Genomic DNA, 20,319 nt, shown 5'->3' with positions numbered 1-20,319 from the left:
TAGTGCGGAGGAGCGCGAACGACGCTCTCAGACTCCGGGGCGTCCCGGGCGGTCCCGGCACGGAGCGGGGGCGCGGTGTCGTACCGCACCCCCGCTCCGGCGAGGTATGACGTCCTGGTCAGGCCGTCTTGGTGATCTCGTGGTACTGCGGCTGGCTGTCCCAGCCGAACGTGACGTTCTCGACGGTCTCCGCGGAGCCGCCGGTGACGTTGTCGTTCCACAGCGGGATCGCCGGGAGGTCGCGGAACAGCAGCTCCTCTGCCGCCTGTGCCTTCGCGAACGCGGCCTCCTCGTCGGTGGCCGCGAGACCCTCGGCCAGCAGCTGGTCGAACTCGTCGTTCATGTAGTCGCCGTCGTTGGAGCCGCGCCCCTCCGCCGCGGCCGAGCCGTACAGCGGGCCGAGGAAGTTGAACACGGAGGGGTAGTCCGCCTGCCAGCCGGAGCGGAAGGCACCGGTGATCGTGCGGTTCAGGACCTCGTCGCGCAGGGCCGAGAAGGTCGGGTACGACTTGCCGGTGGCCTCGATGCCGAGATTGTTCAGCAGCTGGTTGGTCACGGCGTCGACCCAGGCGGCATGGTCGCCGTCGGCGTTGTAGGCGAGGGTGAACGGGCCCTCGAAGGGCTGCATGCCCTCGGCCTCGTCCCAGAGCTGCTTGGCCTTCTTCGCGTCGAACTGCAGGACCTCGCTGCCCGGGATCGAATCCGAGTAGCCGTTGACAACCGGGGAGGAGAAGTCCGTGGCCGGGGAGGAGGTGCCCTGGAAGATGGCGTCGCAGATCGTCTGACGATCGATCGCCATCGACAGCGCCTGGCGGCGCAGATTGCCGGCCTCACCGGTGAAGTTGGGGTCCTCCATGTGGATGGTGAAGGACTGGAAGACGGCGGCCGGCTGGTTGATGGCGCGCTCGCCGAGCTCGTCCTCGAAGGTGGTCAGCGCGCTGGCCGGGATGTTGTCGATGACGTCGACGCCCGCCGACAGCAGGTCGTTGTACGCGGTCTCGAAGTCCTGGTAGAAGGTGAAGCGCACGCCGCCGTTGGCGGGCTTGCGGTTGCCGGCGTAGTCCGGGTTCACCGCGAGCTCGGCGGAGACCTCGTGCTCCCAGGAGGTCAGCGTGTACGGACCGTTGCCGATCGGCATCTCCCCGAAGGCCTCCGGGTCGTCGAAGAAGACCTTCGGCAGGGGCGAGAAGGCCGTGTAGCCCAGGCGGATGGGGAAGTCGGCCTGCGGCGAGACCAGCTTGACGGTGAGCGTGAGATCGTCGTCGGCGGTCAGACCGGTGAGCGTGGCGTCGGCGGCGACGTCCTCGCCCTGCAGGTCCTCATAGCCCTCGATCGGCTCGAAGAAGTATCCGGACAGCTGGGCGTTGGAGGCGTTGGCGCCGTAGTTCCACGCGTCGACGAAGCTCTGGGCGGTCACGTCGCTGCCGTCGGTGAAGGTCCATCCCTCGTTGAGGGTGATCGTGTAGGTCTGGCTGTCCTCGGTGTCGATGGACGCCGCGACCTCGTTGTGCTGGGTGCCCTCGGCGTCGTAGGAGACCAGGCCGGCGAAGATGTTCTGGACGATGCGCCCGCCGCCGACCTCGTTGGTGTTGGTCGGGACCAGGGGGTTCTGCGGTTCGGTGCCGTTGGCCAGGATCGGGTTGCCACCGCCACCACCGCCGCCGTCGCTGCCGCCGTCACCGCCGCCGTCGCCGCCGTTGCCGCACGCCGCCAGTGCCAGTGCGGAGACGCCGCCCGCCGCGGAGCCGAGCATCATTGATCGTCGCGAAATCGCCATTGGGGTTCTCCTGTGGGTGCAATAAAGGGCACCCGGGTTGCGGGTGCGCCATGATCGTAGGGCCAGTCTGCACCGTCGCGCCGCTCAGAACGCGCAACAGCGGGTCACGTTTCGATCACCAGGTGCCGGCGGACCGAGTGGCCGCCGTGCACCCGGAGGGCCACAATGGCCGTATGACTGCTCCGAACTCCTCCACCGCTCCCGTCGACCCGACGACCACCGACGCCTGGTCCGCGCTCGAGGCGCATCACCTCGAGCAGAGCACCTCGTTGCGCGAATGGTTCGCCGCGGATCCGCAGCGCGCCGAGCGCTTCAGCCACCGAGCGGCCGACCTCCACGTCGACCTCTCCAAGAACCTCGTGACCGCGGAGACCATGGAGCTGCTCCAGCAGCTCGCCCGCGAGGTCGGGGTCCTCGAGCGCCGCGATGCGATGCTCGCCGGCGCCCACATCAACACCACCGAGGACCGCGCGGTCCTGCACACCGCCCTGCGCCGCCCCGCCGGCGCCTCCCCCGCCCTCGAGGTGGACGGCCAGCAGATCGACGCCGACGTCCAGGAGACCCTCCGACGCGTGTACGCCTTCGCCGACCAGGTCCGCTCCGGCCAGTGGACCGGCATGACCGGCCGACGGATCGAGACGGTCGTGAACATCGGCATCGGCGGCTCCGACCTCGGTCCCGTGATGGTCTACGAGGCGCTGAAGCCGTGGGCCCAGGACGGCCTGTCCGCCCGCTTCGTCTCGAACATCGACCCGACCGACGCCTACGAGTCCACCAAGGACCTCGACCCCGAGACCACGCTGGTCATCGTCGCCTCGAAGACCTTCACCACGCTGGAGACCCTCACCAACGCGCGTCTGGTGCGCGAATGGCTGCTGCAAGGGCTGCGGGAGAACGCGGCGCTGACGCCGGAGCAGGAGAAGGAGGCCATCGCCAAGCACTTCGTGGCCGTCTCCACCGCGCTGGACAAGGTCGCGGACTTCGGCATCGACCCCGACAACGCCTTCGGCTTCTGGGACTGGGTGGGCGGCCGCTACTCGGTCGACTCCGCGATCGGCACGGTGCTGGCCACCGTGCTGGGACCGGACGCCTTCGAGGAGCTGCTGGCCGGCTTCCACGGGATGGACGAGCACTTCGCGACGGCTCCGGCCGAGCAGAACGTGCCGCTGCTGATGGGGCTGCTGAACGTGTGGAACGTGAATTTCCTGGAGGCGGAGACCCATGCGGTGCTCCCCTACTCCCAGTACCTCCACCGCTTCCCGGCCTACCTCCAGCAGCTGACCATGGAGTCCAACGGCAAGTCCGTGCGCTGGGACGGGACGCTGGCTACCACCGAGACCGGCGAGGTGTTCTGGGGCGAACCCGGCACCAACGGCCAGCACGCCTTCTACCAGCTGATCCACCAGGGCACCCGGATCATCCCGGCGGACTTCATCGCCTTCGCCACCCCGAACCATGCCCTCGCCGACGGCGAGCAGGACGTCCACGAGCTGTTCCTGGCGAACTTCTTCGCCCAGACCAAGGCGCTGGCCTTCGGCAAGACCGCCGAGGAGGTGCGTGCCGAGGGCACCGAGGGCGCTCTGGTCGCGGCCCGCGAGTTCTCCGGTGACCGTCCCACCACCTCGATCATGGCCCCGAAGCTCACCCCCTCGGTGCTGGGCCAGCTGATCGCGCTGTACGAGCACATCACCTTCGTCCAGGGGGTCGTCTGGGGCATCAACTCCTTCGACCAGTGGGGCGTGGAGCTGGGCAAGCAGCTCGCGAAGGATCTCGCCGGCGCGGTCGCGGGCGACGAGTCCGCGATCGCCGGGGAGGACGCCTCCACGGCAGCGCTGATCCGCTACTACCGCGAGAACAGGAAGCGCTGAGTTCGACCGCTGAGACAGGAGAAGGGCGGCACCCGATCGGGTGCCGCCCTTCGTCGTCTCCGCTCCTGCGACTCAGGCCAGGTAGTCGACCTCGCGCGTCTCCGTGCCGACCAGCAGTGCCACCAGAGTGATCGCGGCGGCGAGCGCGAGATAGGCGCCGACCAGCCACAGCGACCCGCCGAGGGCCTGCCACAGCGCGATGAGCGCGTACGGGGCGGGGGCCGCCCCGATCACGGACGCCAGGTTGTAGCTGACGGCGCTGCCGGTGTAGCGCACGTCGGCCCGGAACATCTCCGGCAGGAACGCGGCCATCGGGCCGAAGGTGAGGCCCATCAGCGTGAACCCGACGATCAGCGCGGCCATGACGCCGACGGTGCCCGAGCTCATCAGCGGCTCGATCAGCATGCCGAACACCGCGATCGCGACGGTGACGACCAGCAGCAGCGGCCGCCGTCCGACGCGATCGGCGAGCGGGCCGGAGACCACGGTGAAGATCCCGAAGAACACCACGCCGATGATCAGCATGGTCAGGAAATGCGGGCGGTCGTAGCCGAGTCCCGGCACGAAGGTGCTGGGGTCGAAGGAGTTGCCGGCGGCCTCGGCTGCCGCACGGGCGGAGGCCTCGTCGGCCGGGCGGGTGCCGACCACCATGAGGAAGGCCGTCATCAGGTAGAAGAGCACATAGGTCGCGACCATCGCGAGAGTGGCGAGGATCAGCGGCCGCCAGGCGGTGCGGACGATGCGGGCGATCGGGACCGCGGCGACCCGCTCCTCGTCGATCACCTTCTGGAAGGCCGGGGACTCCATGAGCTTCAGGCGCACCCACAGTCCGACGGCGACCAGGATCGAGGAGAGCAGGAAGGGCACGCGCCAGCCCCAGGAGGCGAACTGCTCCGGGGTCAGCTGGAGGCTGAGCACCACGAAGATCAGGTTGGACAGGATGAACCCGATGGGAGCGCCCAGCTGCGGGAAGGTGCCGTACAGGGCGCGCTTGCCGGGCGGGGCGTTCTCGGTGGCGAGCAGGGCGGCCCCGGACCATTCGCCGCCCAGCCCGACGCCCTGGCAGAAGCGCAGCAGCACCAGGATCGTGGGGGCGAGGACGGAGAAGCCCGGGGTCGCGGCGCCGGGCAGCACGCCGATCAGGACGGTGGCGATGCCCATCACCAGCAGGCTCGCCACCAGAGTGGTCTTGCGACCGACGCGGTCGCCGAAGTGCCCGAAGATCAGCGAGCCCAGCGGACGGGCCACGAAGGCCACGCCGAAGACCGCGAAGGAGCTCAGCAGCTGGTTCGCCGGGGTCTGGGTGGGGAAGAACAGGGCCGGGAAGACCAGCGAGGCCGCGGTCGCGTAGGCGTAGAAGTCGAAGAACTCGATCGTCGTGCCGACCATCGAGGCGGTGATGACGCGCCCGCGGGTGTTGGCGGGCGCGGCGGGGGCGGCGGAGGTCGTATCTGGTGCGGTGCTCACGGCGGACGACCTTAGACCCGCGATCCCATCATGCGGACGTGAGGGACACATCGTGAGACGTCGTCGCGCACCGCGGCGTCGGAAGCACAGCGGACCGACGAACGCGACCGGGCCGAATACCGCCGTCGGCCGCTCCGCTGGGCCGGCGCGCAGGCAGCAGGTCGGCGACGGCGTGCTCGAGATGGGGGCCTGAGGTGGAAGCCCGCCTCCTCCAGGACGCGCGGGGCGGCGTGGCGCTCAGCGACCCAGCGGGGGCCGGGACGCGCCGACCTCGCCGAGCAGCGCCGTGGCATAGGAGGCATGCACGGACTCCTCGTCGGACGGGTGGTACATCCCGGCGCGCACGTCCCGGGAGAGCCGCTCCAGCTCGCTGCGTCGGGAGTACTGGGAGCCGCCGCTGGCCCGCAGCACCTGGTCGACGGCGCTGATCGCGGCCTCGGTGGCCCGGGACTTCACGCCGGAGAAGTGCAGGAACCACCGCGCACCGTGATCGACGGTTCCGGCGCCTCCCTCTCCGGTGCCGAGGGCATCGAGATCGGCCATCACCTTCTCGATCTGCAGCATTGTGCCGTCCAGGCCGATCGCGGCATCGGCCAGCCGCCAGCGGATGTCGGGGTCGTCCGCGTGGACGATGTCCTTGGTGATGCTGCGTCGGGTCGCGGCGATGTCCGCGCCGACGGCCACGGCACGCTCGGCGACGCCGGTGTAGACGGAGGCGATCAGCAGCTCGAAGGCACCGAAGATCCCCATCACGAACGGGTCGGGGTTCGGGCCGACGGGGGTGCGCGTCAGCACCCGGTCGCCGGGGATCCGAGCCCCGTGCAGGCGGGTGGTGCAGGACTGGGAGGGGCGCATGCCGTGGGTGTCCCAGTCGTCGAGGGTCTCGACCTCGTCGGTGCGCTCGAGCACCCCGAAGGCGAGCCGCGGATCGGCCTCGGTCGCCTCGGCGACGCGGCCGTGCACCACCAGGCGGTCCCAGACGGGGGCGAGAGAGGTGAAGATCTTGGTGCCGGTGACGCGGTAGCCGCCGTCCTCCTGCTCCTCGGCCCGGGTGGAGGAGTCGAAGAGCATCGCGTCGTTGCCCGGCTCCGAGATCCCGAAGGCGAACAGCTGTCCTGCGGCGGCGTCCTCGAGGATCGTGCGCACCTCGCCGACGCCGAGGCGGTGGGCGTGCAGTGCGGCCCCGGTCACCACCAGGTGCATGTTCATCGACAGCGCCGTGGCGGGGGCGGCCTGGGCGAGGCGGCGCTGGATCCGGCTCGCCTCCAGCAGGGTCGCGCCGAGCCCGCCGAGCTCGGTGGGCACCAGCAGGCGCAGATAGCCCCGGTCCCGGAGGTCGGCGAGGTCGTCCGTGGGGAAGGTGTTCTCGCGGTCGTGGACCACGGCGCGCTCTCGGAAGGTGCTCAGCAGCGAATCGGGCAGCAGGTCCTGGGCGATGGTGCTCATGCGTCCACGCTAGTCCAGCGAGGAGGCGGACGCGGCGCGGGGCCTCAGCGACCGACGCGCAGGGTGGCCACCACGGGCCGATGATCCGAGCTGCCGCACGGGCCCACCTCGAGCGAGGACACGGCGATCCCGCCCCGCACCCACAGCGCGTCGATCCGTCGCAGCGGGAAGCGTGCGGGATGGGTGGCGCCCCCGGTGGAGCCGCGCCGCAGGCCGGTGACGTCCAGGAGCGCCCGCACCGCGCGGCCCGCTGCCGACCGGAGGAGCTCCGCCCGGAGCGTACCCTCGAGCTGCCCGGCGGCTCGGGACGGCGGTGCCGCGACGTGCTGCGCCGCATCGCGCCACCCCGTGGCGGGGAGCGCGGCGAGCTCGCGCGAGAAGGGTTCGGCGTTCATGTCGCCCATCAGCACCGCCGGCCCCACGACGTCCTCGGCGAGGCGGACGATGCCCTGCACCTGCGAGGTGCGGTGGGCGCGGCTCGCGTTGTCCAGGTGCGTGACCAGGACCTCGAGCTGCGCGCCGTCGCGGCGCCGCAGACGCGCATGGAGCACGCCGCGGGGCTCCGTCGGCGGGGCGCAGCCGGGATGAGCCGGAAGCAGGCGCATCTCCTGCGCGAGGATCTCGTGGCGGGTCAGCAGCGCGATCCCGTAGCGACGCCGCGGGTCTCCCTCCCGGGCCGGTGGCAGGTCGAGGGCGGCGCCGAAACCGACCCGCATCCCCAGCAGAGCGCCGAGCTCTGCGGCCTGGTCCCCATGGTCGGAGCGGGGACCGAAGGCGACGTCGACCTCCTGCAGGCCGACGACGTCGGCCCCCAGCGCCCGGACCTCCTCGGCGGTGCGTGCCAGATCGACCCGGCCGTCGGGGCCGAGTCCGTGGCGGATGTTGCAGGTCGCCACCCGCCACGACGTCATCGGGTCACTGCAGGCAGCTGGGGCCCAGCAGCGTCTTCAGCGAGGCGTACAGCGCGGCCGACGGGGCGACCGACAGCCGCTTGTCCAGCTGCATCAGCGTGGACCGGCCCGGCTCCTGCAGGCGCAGCCGCACCTCGCTGGGGCCGGGGTTGTCCTCCAGCACGCCGCGCAGCTGCTGGGCGACCTTGGTGGTGGCGCGCATCGCGGGCAGGGCGATGGTGACCGGGCCGTCGGGCCCTCCCCCGGTCTCCGGGATGGTCATGTCCATCACCTTCAGCTCCGGCATGCCCTTTGAGGTGTCCACGCGGCCCTTCATCGAGACGATGAGGTCCTCGGCGAGCTCGGTGGCGACGGTCTGGTAGGTGGAGGGGAACAGGAGGCAGTCGATCGAGCCCTCGAGGTCCTCGACCGTGGCGATCGCCCACATGTCGCCCTTCTTGGTGGTCTTGCGCTGCAGGGACGTGATCAGACCCGCGATGGTGACCATGGCGCCGTCCTCGACGGCGCCGTCGTCGGCGAGCGCGCTGATCGCCGTCGAGGAGTTCTGGGCGATGACGTGCTCGAGGCCGTACAGTGGATGGTCCGAGACGTACAGGCCCAGCATGTTCCGCTCGAAGGCGAGCTTCTCCTTGCGGTCCCATTCCGGCAGGTCGGGGATCACGATGGTGGCCGCGGAGCCGGTCGCCACCTCCTCGCCGCCTCCGCCGCCGAAGACGTCGCCGAACAGGTCGTACTGGCCCTGGGCCTCCTTGCGCTTGACGTCGACCACGGAATCGACGGCGTCCTCGTGGATGAGCGCCAGGGAGCGACGGTTCGCGCCGAGGGAGTCGAAGGCCCCGCCCTTGATGAGGGACTCGATCGTGCGCTTGTTGCACACGGTCAGCGGCACCTTGTCCAGGAAGTCGGTGAAGGAGGTGAAGGCGCCCTTCTCCTCCCGGGTGGAGATGATCTCCTTCACCACGTGGGCGCCGACGTTGCGGATCGCCGAGAGGCCGAAGCGGATGTCGTCGCCGACGGCGGAGAAGTACAGGTCGGACTCGTTGACGTCGGGCGGCAGCACGGTGATGCCGCGGTGGCGGCAGTCGCCGAGGTACAGGCCCAGACGGTCGCGGTTCTCCTGGGTGGAGGTCAGCAGCGCGGCCATGTACTCGGTGGGGTGGTTCGCCTTGAGATAGCCGGTCCAGTAGGAGACCACGCCGTAGGCGGCCGAGTGCGACTTGTTGAAGGCGTAGTCGGCGAAGGGCAGCAGCGTCTCCCACAGCGCCTGCACGGCGGCGTCGGAGTACCCGTTGTTCTTCATGCCGGCCTCGAAGGAGACGTACTGCTTGTCCAGCTCGGCCTTCTTCTTCTTGCCCATGGCGCGGCGCAGGATGTCGGCCTCGCCGAGGCTGTACCCGGCGACCGTCTGCGCCGTCTGCATGACCTGCTCCTGGTAGACCAGCACGCCGTAGGTCTCATCCAGGATGTGGGCCAGGGGCTCCTCGAGCTCCGGGTGGATCGGGGTGATCTCCTGCAGCCCGTTCTTGCGCAGCGCGTAGTTGGTGTGCGATCCCATGCCCATCGGCCCGGGGCGGTACAGCGCGGAGACCGCGGTGATGTCCGCGAAGTGGTCGGGCTTCATCTGCCGCAGCAGGGTGCGCATGCCGGAGCCGTCCAGCTGGAACACGCCCAGGGTGTCCCCTCGCTGGAGGAGCTCGTAGGTCTTCTCGTCGTCGAAGGGCAGCGTCTCCAGGTCCGGCGGCGTCTTGCCGTTGCGTGCCATGTTGTCCACGGCGTCGGAGAGCACGGTGAGGTTGCGCAGCCCCAGGAAGTCCATCTTCAGCAGGCCGAGCGCCTCCAGGGTGGGGTACTCGAACTGGGTGATGATCTGGCCGTCCGAGGGGCGGCGCATCATCGGGACGATGTCGATCAGCGGGTGGCTGGACATGATCACGGCGCAGGCGTGCACGCCCCAGCCGCGGGTCAGTCCCTCGACGCCCTGCGCGATCTCGACGACCTTCTGGACATCGGGGTCCTCGTCATGGAGCCTGCGGAACTCCCCGGCCTCGGCGTACCGCTTGTCCTCGGGGTCGAAGATGCCCTTGACGGAGATGTCCTTGCCCATCACCGTCGGCGGCAGCGCCTTGGAGAGCTTGTCCCCCATCGCGTAGGGGTAGTCCAGCACGCGGGCGGCGTCCTTGAGGGAGTTCTTCGTCTTCATGACGCCGTAGGTGATGACCTGGGCGATGCGATCGTCGCCGTACTTGCGCTCGACGTACTCGATGACCTCGCCGCGGCGGCGATCATCGAAGTCGACGTCGAAGTCGGGCATGGAGACGCGATCGGGGTTCAGGAACCGCTCGAACAGCAGCCCGTGCTCGAGGGGGTCGAGATCGGTGATGCGCATGGCGTAGGCGACCATCGAGCCGGCCCCGGAGCCACGGCCCGGCCCGACGCGGATCCCCTGCTCCTTGGCCCACTTGATGTAGTCGGAGACCACCAGGAAGTAGCCGGGGAAGCCCATCTGCAAGATGATGCCGACCTCGTAGTCGGCGCGCTGCTTGACGGCGTCGGGGATGCCGGCGGGGTAGCGGTACTCCAGGCCGCGCTGGATCTCCTTGATGAACCAGGACTCCTCGTCCTCCCCCGCCGGGGTGGGGAAGTTGGGCATGTAGTTCGCGCCGTCCTCGGTGGTGCGGAACTCGACCTCGCACATCTCGGCGATGCGCAGCGTGTTGTCGCAGGCCTCGGGGAACTCGCGGAACAGCTCGCGCATCTGCTTCGCGGACTTCAGGAAGTAGCCGGAGCCGCCGAACTTGAAGCGGTCGGGGTCGTTCAGGCGGGAGCCGGAGTTGATGCACAGCAGGACGTCCTGGATCTGGGCGTCCTGCTCGGTGACGTAGTGGAGGTCGTTGGTGGCCACCAGCGGCGCGCCGACGGCCTTGGCGACCTCGAGCAGGTCCTTGGTCACGCGCTTCTCGATGTCGAGCCCGTGATCCATCAGCTCGATGAAGTAGTTCTCTCGTCCGAACATGTCCTGGTACTCGCCGGCGGCCTTGACCGCCTCGTCGAACTGTCCCAGGCGCAGACGGGTCTGCACCTCGCCGGAGGGGCAGCCGGACGTGGCGATCAGCCCGTCGGAATACGTCGAGAGGATCTCGCGGTCCATGCGGGGCCACTTGCCCATCTGTCCCTCGAGCGAGGCGTAGGAGCCCAGGCGGAACAGGTTGTGCATGCCGGCCGTGCTGCGCGAGAGGAGCGTGAGGTGGGTGTAGGCGCCGCGGGCGGAGACGTCATCGCCGGCGAGCTGCTGCTCCCGCGTGCCCCACTGCTGGCGGGTGCGGTCGTGGCGGCTGGTCCCCGGGGTCACATAGGCCTCGATGCCGACGATCGGCTTGATGCCGGCGGAGGTGGCGGCCTTGTAGAACTCGTAGGCGCCGAACAGGTAGCCGTGGTCCGTGATGGCCACGGCCTTCTGGCCCTGTCGCACGGTCTCGTCGACCAGTTTGTCGATCTTCGAGGCCCCGTCCAGGAGCGAGTAATCGGTGTGGACGTGGAGGTGGACGAAGTCATCGGAGTCCGCGGGAGCCATGCTCTCCAGCCTAGCCAGTCGGCGGGGTCGACGCGCCGCCGCAGAGGGGTCGGTGAGGTCACCTCGGCGCGCCCGGCGTGTCGGATCTGCGGGCTGACGGCGCCTGCGGCGCGCACCCCGCACCTCTCCCTCGCGCCGCGTCCGAAAAGGTTCCATCTCCCTGGAACCTCCTACGACATGTCGCGCCGGTTACGAGATGGCACGCCGGATACGACATGGCGCTGGAACCTCCACTCGGCGCGAGGCCCGGGCGGCGGCCCGGGCCCTCCCTCCTACTCCTCCGCCTCCTGCTCGCGGCGCATGTCGGCCAGGAGGGTGTTCATGTAGTCGTGGACGTCCTCGTAGCTCAGCGAGCGCTCGTCGCGGCGCGGCGGGATGCCGCCGACGAAGGCGCCGCCGTGCCAGGACATCGAATCGTCCGGCAGGGACGGGTCGACATCGCGCCACAGGTCGATCGGGATCGCGTGGGCCGCGAGGTCGCGGGCGATCTCGGCGGCCTGGGCGGGGTCCCCGGAGCGCTGCAGCACGGAGACCAGCAGCGACTGCGCGGCCCAGGCGACGGCGTCGTCCCGGCTCTCCGCGCCCGGGTCCACGGACTCCTGGACCAGGGCGATGTAGCTGGCGGCGAGCTCGTCGGCCCCGTCCTCGTAGTGGTCCTTCGCCACCCGCAGCGCGACCTGCGGCACCAGGTCGCGGGCCTCCCACAGCACGGCCGCACCGACCAGGGCCATGCCGACGCCGGTCGGGAAGTCGGGGTCCAGCCCCATCGCGGTCTCCGGTGCACGACCGGCGCGGCGGGCGTCGTCGGCCTCCAGGAACTCGCCCACGGTGCGGGCGATCGCCGCCCGCGCCCGGTCGTCGTCGCGCAGCGCCACCTCGGCCTCGGCGGGATCGATGCCGAGTCGGCGTGCGACGCGCGTGAAGGGGAAGTCGGGGCGGGCCAGGGCCGCGTTCCGGGTGGGGCTCAGCGCGGTGGAGGTCTGCTCGTCGCTCATGTCTCGACGCTACCGCCTGCGGCGCCGGGCCCGGGTCAGTCCCGCAGCGCCTCGAGAGCGTCGGAGAGGTCGTGGGGGTACTGCGAGGTGAAGGTCACTGCGCGCCCGGTGGCGGGGTGGTCGAAGGTCAGCTCCATCGCGTGCAGCCATTGCCGGATCAGGCCGATGCGCTCGGCGAGGGTGGGGTCCGCGCCGTAGAGCGGGTCGCCGACCAGCGGGTGGTGCAGAGCGGCCAGGTGCACGCGGATCTGGTGGGTGCGGCCGGTCTCCAGGCGCACCTTCAGCAGGGTCGCGCCGTGCAGGGCCTCGAGGGTCTCGTAGTGGGTCACCGAATGCTTGCCGTCCCGCCGCACCGCGAACTTGTAGTCGTGGTTCGGGGAGCGGCCGATCGCCGCTTCGATGGTCCCCTCGGACCGGTCCGGGGTGCCCTGGCAGACGGCGTGGTAGACCTTGCCGACCTCGCGGGCGCGGAAGGCGTCCTTCAGCGTGGTGTAGGCGCGCTCGGTGCGGGCGACGACCATCAGTCCGCTGGTGCCGACGTCCAAGCGGCTGACGATGCCCTGGCGGTCCGGGTCGCCGCTGGTGCGGATGCTCACGCCGGCCGCGGCGAGGTGGCCGAGCACGGTGGGGCCGGACCAGCCGGGGCTGGGGTGGGCGGCGACGCCGACGGGCTTGTCGATCACCACGATGTCCTCGTCCTGGTGGACCAGGCTCATGCCGGCGGCGATCTGGGGACGCACCTCGGCGGCGGGCCGCTCGTCGGGCAGCTCCACATCCACGGTCGCGCCGGGCTCGAGCCGGGTGGAGCGGGCCGGCATCTGACCGTCCACCTGGACGTTCCCGGCCATGACGAGGTCTGCGGCGCGGGTCCGGGACAGGCCCAGCATCCGGGAGATGCCGACGTCCACGCGCTCCCCGGCGAGTCCGTCGGGGACCAGGAGGGTGCGCGAGGTGCTCATCCGGCCTCCCCGTCCTGCGCCTGCTCCTCCGCCTCGGCCTCCGCGGCTCGCTCGGCCGCGTCCGCGACGGGATCGGGCGCGTGGCCGATGATCCCCAGCAGCACGACGAGGATCGCGCCGCCGACGACGGCCATGTCGGCGACGTTGAACACGGGCCAGTTCGGCAGTTCGAGGAAGTCGACGACCTCGCCGTGGAACGGGCCGGGCGGGCGCAGCAGGCGGTCGTGGATGTTGCCCAGCGCCCCGCCCAGGATCAGGCCCAGGGCGAGGGTGTACCACAGCGAGCGCACGGCGCGCAGGGCGAAGACGATCACGCCGAGCACGATCAGGATCTGCACTGCGGTGACCACCGGGGTGATCTCCGCGCCCAGACCCCAGGCGGCCCCGGAGTTGTACAGCAGCGTCAGCTGCAGGAACTCGCCGAGGAAGGGCTGGGGGTCCAGCAGCGGCAGGGTCGCCTCGGCCCAGTTCTTGGTCAGCTGGTCGGCGACGGCGATCACGGCGCCGACGATCACCATGCCGCCGAGGACGGCTGCTCGGCCCGGACGGCGACGAGCGCCGGACCCCGTGGGCCCGGCGCTCGTCGAGGAGGGATCAGCGGGGTTCACAGACCGAAGTTCGCCTGCTTGTCCTGCGTCTCGCTGGTGTCGAGATCACGCAGCTGGTTCTCCAGGTAGTTGCGCAGCCGGTTGCGGTAGTCGCGCTCGAAGTTGCGCAGACCCTCGATCGTCTTGTCGAGCTCGGCCTTCTTGGTCTCGAGGTCGGCCAGCGTGGTGCGGGACGTCTCCTCGGCCTCGCCGATGATGCGCTTGTGCTCATCATTGGCCTCGGTGATCAGTCGGTCGCGCTCGTCCTCGCCGTTCTTGACGTGCTCGTCGTGCAGACGGTTCGCCAGGGCGATGATGCCGGCCGCGGACTGGTCCGGCGTCTCGGCGGCGGGCGCCGGGGCAGCGGCGGGCTCCTCCTCGACCGGGGCGTCCTCGACCACGGCCTGCTGGGCCGTGGCGCCTTCGTCCTGCGCGGACGTCGACGAGACCGGGGTCTCGTCGATGACCTCGTCCGAGTCGGTCTCCTCCGCCTCGGCAGGCATGTCCGCGGCGGCGGGGGCGTCCGGGGCGGCAGCGGCGTCCGCGGAGGCGGGGGCCGACTCGGCCTCGGCGAGACGGTTGTGCGCCTCCTCGAGCTCCTTGGTCAGTCGGCTGTTCTCGTCGATCAGCTCTTGGAGGCGCGGCAGGATGTCGTTGTCGAGGTAGTTGTCCACCTCGTCCATGTCATAGCCCTCGGAGAACCGAACCGGGGTGAACCGCTTGGACAGCAGGTCATCGGGCATCAGAGCCATGGGTCACCTTCTCGTCAGTCTGGGATCGAAATGCGCGGTGAAGCGCGGTGCCGACAGCCTAGCGGATGTCGGGGGCGCCCCACGACGCACCTGGGGCCACGGTCACCCTCAGAAGGTGAAGGCGGAGAGCACGGACAGCAGGATCCAGCCCACGACGAGCAGGATCATGAGGCTCAGGTCGAGGGCCACGGCACCCAGGCGCAGCGGCGGGATGATCCGCCGCAGACCCTTCACGGGCGGGTCGGTCAGCGTGTAGACGACCTCGAACAGCACCAGCACGAGCCCGCTGGGTCGGTACTCCCGGGCGAAGGACTGGATCCACTCCAGGACCAGGCGCGCGATGAGCACGATCAGATACAGCAGGACTGCGAGGTACAGCACCCCGGCGACGATCTGCACGAAGGCGCTCAGCTCTGGTTGTAGAAGCTGCCCTCGTCGGCAGAGGTGTCTCCGTCGACCTGGACGAACTCCGGGGAGAGCAGGAACACCTTGGAGGTGACGCGCTCGATGCTGCCGCGCAGACCGAAGACCAGACCGGCGCAGAAGTCGACCATGCGCTTGGCATCGCCGTCCTGCATGTCCGAGAGGTTCACGATGACGGGGACCCCGTCACGGAAGGACTCGCCGATCGCCTTGGCGTCGTTGTAGGAACGCGGATGGATGGTGGTGATGCGGTGCATCGACTCCTCCACTGCCGGGGCCATGGACACGACGTTCGACCGCTGCCGGATCGGGGTCACCTGGGCCTCCCGTTCGGGAGCGGGCTCGGGGCCGCGCTCGGTGCGGCGAGCAGGAGCGGCCGCCTCGTCCTGGCGGAGCCGCTCGTCCTCGTAGTACTCGTCGTCGACCTCGTTGGCGAGGCCGAGTGCGACCATGGCGTTGCGCCAGTTGCCCATCGCAGTTCTCCCAGCTTGTTGTTCGCGCTGACCTGGGCTCCGGGGAAGCACGGGGAGTGCGCGGGAGCCCTTGCACGTTGAAAGTACCCCAGGGTTTTCCACGACCTCGGGAGGCGCTCGGCGTGTCGTGCCCGTGTCGCGTCGCTCAGTTCCGCCGGATCACCCCGGCCAGCCGTCCGGTGCCGGCCTGTCGGCGGTACGAGAACAGGCTCTCGTCCTCCAGGGTGCACGGATGATCGGCCTCGATCGCGGCCGACGGGATCCCGGCGGCACGCAGCACGCTGATCGCGCCGGCGCGCAGGTCGAGGGCGGGGGTGCCCCAGCGGGTGCGGGCGCGGGCGGCGGGCAGGCGGGAGGCGGCCTGCTCCTGCATCTGTGCGGGCACCTCGTAGCAGCTGCCGCAGATGGAGGGGCCGATGTCGGCGGTGATGTCGCCCGGGCGGGCATCGAGCTCGACCATCTCGGCGATCGTGGCCTCCAGCACCCCGTCCAGCAGCCCGGCGCGGCCCGCGTGGGCGGCGCCGATCACGCCGGCGACCGGGTCTGCGAGGAGCACGGGCAGGCAGTCCGCGACCATGATCGCCAGCGCCACGTCCGTGCGCCGAGTGACCAGCGCGTCGGCCGTGACGACAGGGATCTCTGCGGCTCCGCGGCTCGGCGAGGAGTCGGCCACCACATGCACCTCGGCGGAGTGGACCTGGTCGACGAACACCAGCGGGGCCCCGATCTCCGCGGCCACCAGCTCCCGGTTGCGCTCGACGGCAGCGGGGTCGTCGCCGACATGCCGGGCGAGGTTCAGCGCAGCGTGGACCCCGGTGCTCACTCCCCCGGCGCGCCCCGTGAACAGGGCACGGGCCCCGCGAACTCGCGAGGCCCGTGCCGGGAGAGTGCTCGTCACTTGAGGAAGGACGGCAGGTCGAGGTCGTCGTCGTCCGACGGCGGCTCCTCGATCTGCGGGGGCCGGGCCGGCTGCTGCTCGGGGGCACGCGGGGCCGGCTGCGGCGGGAACTGCGCCTGCTGGGGCGCACCCTGACCCGACTGCTCCTGATCGGCCTCGGTGGGCTCCATCACCTCGGTCTCCGGCTCGGCGGAGGCCTGGCCCTGGCGGGAGGGCGAGAAGGTCTGCTGCGGCAGACCCCAGGCGCCCGGGGCGCCGGCCGCACCGGTGCCGGCTCCGGCGGGGCGCTGCTCCGCCGGGGCGGGGGCCGGGCGCGGTGCCGGGGTGGGCTCGGGGCGCGGGGCCGGACGCTGCTGCGGGGTGACGTCCTGGCGCGGGGCCGGGCCGCCTCCCTCGAAGCCGGCGGCGATGACCGTCACCCGCACCTCGTCGCCGAGGGCGTCGTCGATCACGGAGCCGAAGATGATGTTCGCGTCCGGGTGGGCCGCCTCCTGGACCAGACGGGCCGCCTCGGAGACCTCGTACAGACCCAGGTCGCTGCCGCCCTGGATGGACAGCAGCACGCCGTAGGCACCGTCGATCGAGGCCTCCAGCAGCGGACTGGATACCGCGAGCTCGGCGGCCTGGAGGGCGCGGTCGTCGCCCCGCGCGGAGCCGATGCCCATCAGGGCGCTGCCGGCTCCCTGCATCACGGACTTCACGTCGGCGAAGTCGAGGTTGATCAGCCCGGGTGTGGTGATCAGGTCCGTGATGCCTTGGACGCCGGAGAGCAGCACCTGGTCGGCGCTCTTGAAAGCGTCGAGCATGGAGACCTGCTTGTCCGCGATGGACAGCAGACGATCGTTCGGGATGACGATGAGCGTGTCGACCTCGGCCTGGAGGCCGGCGATGCCCGACTCCGCCTGCGTGGAGCGACGACGCCCCTCGAAGGTGAACGGGCGGGTGACCACGCCGATGGTCAGCGCACCGAGGCTGCGAGCGATCTTGGCGACCACGGGGGCGCCGCCGGTGCCGGTGCCGCCGCCCTCGCCCGCGGTGACGAAGACCATGTCCGCGCCCTGGATCACCTCTTCGATCTCTTCGGCGTGGTCCTCGGCGGCCCGCTTGCCGACCTCGGGGTCGGCGCCGGCGCCGAGTCCGCGGGTGATGTCCTTGCCGACGTCGAGCTTGACGTCGGCGTCGGACATCAGCAGCGCCTGGGCGTCAGTGTTGATCGCGATGAATTCGACGCCCTTCATACCGGACTCGATCATGCGGTTGACAGCATTGACACCTCCGCCGCCGACGCCGACGACCTTGATGACTGCGAGGGAGATCTGGGTTCCGGCCACGTTTGGGGTCCTTGCTCTTGTCGTTCGATGGGGAAAAGGGGCCTGCGTCGTGCCTGGTCATCGACTGCCGAAACCCTCAACCTCGAGTTGAGGTTTGGACTTCGGGGCGCCTCTTCTTTCCTTTGACGCTAGGGACGGGAGCACGCCCACGCAAATACAAAGGGCGCGTGTCGGCCCCGCAGGGTCGGCAGCGTCACGGCCGGGCGGAGAACGGGGCGCGAAAAGCCCGTCAGCGGGTCACCGGGGCCACCGGGGAGGAGACGTCGATCTCCGTGCCGGGCTCGGCGAGCAGGGCCTGGACCACCTCGGCCTTGAGCTCGGAGTCGGCGGCGTCGCCCCACACGACCGTGCGGGTGCCGCCGTCCTCGAGAGCGAGGGAGAAGCGGACGTCGCTCGCGCTCGAGGCGGTCACCGACCGCACCGAGCCGCGCAGGTCCTCGGGCATGCTCGCCAGCACCTCGCTCATGGCGACCGCCGCCCCCTCGGGGTCGGCGGCACCGGCGTCGACCGTCATCGGGACCAGCTCCGCTCCCTCGGCCGCAGCCTCGGGCAGCTGCTGCCCCTGCGCGTCGACCACGGCGGTGGAGCCATCGGTCCGGGTCAGCATCCCGACGGGGGTGGCCTCGGTGACGCTCACGCGGACGCCGTCGGGCCAGGACCGCTCGACCTCGGCCTCGCGGACCCCGGGCACCGCGGCGACGTCCGCCGCGATGTCGGAGGTCGGCAGCAGCAGCACGCTGTCGCCGCGGTGGGGTTCGACCGCCGCGAGCACCTCGTCCTCCTCGACGTAGCCGAGGCCGGAGACGCCGACCTGCTGGACCTGGAGGGCCGGGAGGAAGATCGCCGCGGCGACGGCGGCGAGGAGGACGAGCACCGTGGCGGCGGCGGTGGTGAGGATCGCGCGACGACGGCGGCGCCAGGGACGACCGGCGACCAGCTCGCGGAAGCGGCCGGCGGCCTGGACCACGCGACCGCCGCCCTCCTGCGGCGCGGAGTCGGCCGGGGACGGGGCCTCGGCAGGCGCCGGAGCGGGGCGGGAGCGGCCCACGGAGGCGCTCCGACGGGCCGCGGGGCGGGTCCGCGGTGCGTCCGGTCCCGCCGGAGGCGCGGCCGGGCTCGCGGACGACGGGGCCGCGCTGTCAGGAGGAGGTGCCGAGGCCCGGGTCGGGGCGGCCGGCGCCCCCGCCGGGGCCGACGGGGCGGGCCGGGCCGGCGGTGCGGGGCGCTGCGCTCCGGGAGCCGCGGGGCGGCGGGCGCCCGCTCGCGGACGCGGGGCGGTGGGGCGACGGGCCATCAGCCCTGCTCCCGCGGAGCGTCCAGGGCGGCCATCACCGCGGGCGTGATCTCGACGACGTCCCCGGCGCCGAGCATGAGCAACAGGTCGCCGGGTCGGGCGGCCTCGCGCACCGCGGCGGGGATCTGGTCGCGGTCGGTCAGGGGCCGGACCTTCTCGCCGGTGAGGTGATCGGTGATGGTGCGGGCGTCGATGCTCGGATCGGGGTCCTCGCGGGCGGCGTAGACGGGCATCACCCAGGCGCGGTCCGCCGTCGCCAGGGCGGCGGCGAAGTCCGCCGCGAAGTCGCGGGTGCGGGAGAAGAGGTGGGGCTGGAAGACCGCCAGCACCCGTCCTCCGCGCTGCTGCGCCTCGACGATGCCCCGGGCGGCGGCGAGGGTGGCGGAGACCTCCCGGGGGTGGTGGGCGTAGTCGTCGACGACGGTGACGTCCCCGGCCACCCCGGCCACGTCGAAGCGGCGGGCGGCCCCGGTGAAGGCCGACAGGCCTGCGGCCAGGGCTCCGAGGTCCCCCGGCGGCACGACGGCGCTGGTCGCGGCCAGCGCCCCGAGGGCGTTGAGGACGTTGTGGTGACCGGCGACGGACAGCTCGAGGCGCAGGCGACCGTGCGGGGTCCCCAGCTCCACCTCGGCACCCCCGGCACCGCCGCGCTCGTCCAGGATCCGCCAGTCGGATCCCGGGTCGGCGCCGTACGTGGCCACGGCGATCCCGTCGGCCGCGGCCCGCTCCCCCAGGCTGCGGGCGCCGGCGTCGTCCGCGCACACCACCAGGGTGCCGCCGGGCCGGAGCCGGCCGACCGCGGCGTCGAAGGCGGCGGTGAGGGTGGCGGCGTCGCCATGGAAGTCGAGGTGGTCGGGCTCGAGATTGGTGACCACGAGGGAGGCCGGGGTGAAGGCGAGGAAGGAGCCGTCGGACTCGTCGGCCTCGATCACCGCGGTCCCCGCGGCGGCAGCGGGCCGGCCGAGCTCCGCCGAAGCGGAGAAGCCGGCGTTGCGCCCCAGATCCGGGACCGCGGCGCCGAGCGCCCATGCGGGGTCCTCGCCGGCGCCGCGCAGCGCCATCACGGCCATGCCGGTGGTGGAGGTCTTGCCGTGCGTGCCGGCGACGGCGACCAGGTCGCGTCCGTCGAGCAGCCCGGCCAGCGCCGCGGCGCGGTGGACGACGGGGATCCCGCGCTCGCGGGCGGCGATCACCTCGGGGTTGTCCGCGCGCACCGCGGTGGAGACCACCACGACGTCCACGTCCGGCCCCACAGCGGCGGCGTCGAAGCCGATCGTGATGCGGGCGCCGGCTGCCCGCAGCGGGGCGATGAACTGGCCGTCCTGGGAGTCGGAGCCGCTGACGGCGAGCCCGGCCTCGAGGGCGAGACGGCCGACGGCGGACATCCCGGCACCGCCGATGCGGATGACGTGGACGGAGCGGACCTCGCCCGCGGCGGGCCAGTCGGCCTGGGAGATGACGGCCCCGGGGCGCAGGATCGTGCGGGGCGCGGGGGCCCCGGAAGGGCCGGTCGGGGGTGCGTCGGAGGTCATGGGATCACCGTAGTCCGCCGGGTTCGGCATCCGGA

General features: G+C 71.4%; 16 protein-coding genes. 1 reads left to right on the top strand and 15 read right to left on the bottom strand.

Going from position 1 to position 20,319, the window contains the following annotated elements; genetic code table 11:
• Positions 1-118 precede the first annotated feature (118 nt).
• The gene (locus tag JOF44_RS18785; protein ID WP_209895053.1) at positions 119-1,777 is read right to left on the bottom strand and encodes a peptide ABC transporter substrate-binding protein; all 1,659 of its coding nucleotides are present in this window, start codon (positions 1,775-1,777) and stop codon (positions 119-121) included.
• Positions 1,778-1,950: 173 nt separating this feature from the next.
• Between JOF44_RS18785 and pgi the strand changes: the two genes are divergently transcribed.
• Positions 1,951-3,645, top strand: a complete 1,695-nt coding sequence (gene pgi, locus JOF44_RS18780) for a glucose-6-phosphate isomerase (RefSeq protein WP_209895051.1) — start codon at positions 1,951-1,953, stop codon at positions 3,643-3,645.
• 72 nt (positions 3,646-3,717) lie between these two features.
• Here pgi and JOF44_RS18775 read toward each other — a convergent pair whose 3' ends face one another.
• The 14 genes from JOF44_RS18775 to murC form a co-directional block, all read right to left on the bottom strand.
• The gene (locus JOF44_RS18775; RefSeq protein WP_209895049.1) at positions 3,718-5,163 is read right to left on the bottom strand and encodes an MFS transporter; all 1,446 of its coding nucleotides are present in this window, start codon (positions 5,161-5,163) and stop codon (positions 3,718-3,720) included.
• Between the two features lie 186 nt (positions 5,164-5,349).
• Entirely contained in the window at positions 5,350-6,558 is a 1,209-nt protein-coding gene (locus JOF44_RS18770; RefSeq protein ID WP_209895047.1) for an acyl-CoA dehydrogenase family protein, read from the bottom strand.
• 44 nt (positions 6,559-6,602) lie between these two features.
• Entirely contained in the window at positions 6,603-7,469 is an 867-nt protein-coding gene (locus JOF44_RS18765; RefSeq protein WP_209895045.1) for an endonuclease/exonuclease/phosphatase family protein, read from the bottom strand.
• A 4-nt stretch (positions 7,470-7,473) separates the two neighbouring features.
• On the bottom strand, positions 7,474-11,040 hold the full coding sequence (gene dnaE, locus JOF44_RS18760) for a DNA polymerase III subunit alpha (RefSeq protein WP_209895043.1): 3,567 nt from the start codon (positions 11,038-11,040) through the stop codon (positions 7,474-7,476).
• Between the two features lie 272 nt (positions 11,041-11,312).
• Positions 11,313-12,035 carry a hypothetical protein gene (locus JOF44_RS18755; protein ID WP_209895041.1) on the bottom strand — a complete coding sequence of 241 codons (723 nt, stop codon included), beginning with the start codon at positions 12,033-12,035 and terminating at the stop codon, positions 11,313-11,315.
• Positions 12,036-12,070: 35 nt separating this feature from the next.
• On the bottom strand, positions 12,071-12,994 hold the full coding sequence (locus JOF44_RS18750; RefSeq protein WP_209895039.1) for an RluA family pseudouridine synthase: 924 nt from the start codon (positions 12,992-12,994) through the stop codon (positions 12,071-12,073).
• Positions 12,991-13,602, bottom strand: a complete 612-nt coding sequence (lspA, locus tag JOF44_RS18745) for a signal peptidase II (RefSeq protein ID WP_342591847.1) — start codon at positions 13,600-13,602, stop codon at positions 12,991-12,993. The genes JOF44_RS18750 and lspA overlap by 4 nt, the downstream gene beginning before the upstream one ends.
• Positions 13,599-14,333 (bottom strand): DivIVA domain-containing protein, encoded by a 735-nt coding sequence (locus JOF44_RS18740; protein ID WP_209895037.1) that lies wholly within the window; start codon positions 14,331-14,333, stop codon positions 13,599-13,601. The genes lspA and JOF44_RS18740 overlap by 4 nt, the downstream gene beginning before the upstream one ends.
• A gap of 108 nt (positions 14,334-14,441) precedes the next feature.
• Positions 14,442-14,732 (bottom strand): YggT family protein, encoded by a 291-nt coding sequence (locus JOF44_RS18735; protein WP_209895035.1) that lies wholly within the window; start codon positions 14,730-14,732, stop codon positions 14,442-14,444.
• A gap of 8 nt (positions 14,733-14,740) precedes the next feature.
• Positions 14,741-15,229, bottom strand: a complete 489-nt coding sequence (locus tag JOF44_RS18730) for a cell division protein SepF (protein WP_209895033.1) — start codon at positions 15,227-15,229, stop codon at positions 14,741-14,743.
• A gap of 145 nt (positions 15,230-15,374) precedes the next feature.
• Positions 15,375-16,127 (bottom strand): peptidoglycan editing factor PgeF, encoded by a 753-nt coding sequence (gene pgeF, locus JOF44_RS18725; protein WP_209895031.1) that lies wholly within the window; start codon positions 16,125-16,127, stop codon positions 15,375-15,377.
• Entirely contained in the window at positions 16,124-17,458 is a 1,335-nt protein-coding gene (ftsZ, locus tag JOF44_RS18720; protein ID WP_209895029.1) for a cell division protein FtsZ, read from the bottom strand. The genes pgeF and ftsZ overlap by 4 nt, the downstream gene beginning before the upstream one ends.
• 229 nt (positions 17,459-17,687) lie before the next feature.
• Positions 17,688-18,506: a cell division protein FtsQ/DivIB gene (locus tag JOF44_RS18715; protein ID WP_342591846.1), complete on the bottom strand. Its 819-nt coding sequence runs from the start codon at positions 18,504-18,506 to the stop codon at positions 17,688-17,690.
• A gap of 245 nt (positions 18,507-18,751) precedes the next feature.
• A complete protein-coding gene (gene murC, locus JOF44_RS18710; protein ID WP_209895025.1) occupies positions 18,752-20,284 on the bottom strand; it encodes a UDP-N-acetylmuramate--L-alanine ligase in 1,533 nt (510 codons plus the stop codon).
• Positions 20,285-20,319: the final 35 nt, after the last annotated feature.

It is taken from the genome of Brachybacterium fresconis, assembly GCF_017876515.1.
Classification (GTDB): domain Bacteria; phylum Actinomycetota; class Actinomycetes; order Actinomycetales; family Dermabacteraceae; genus Brachybacterium; species Brachybacterium fresconis.
This window is presented reverse-complemented; position numbering and strand designations above follow the sequence as displayed.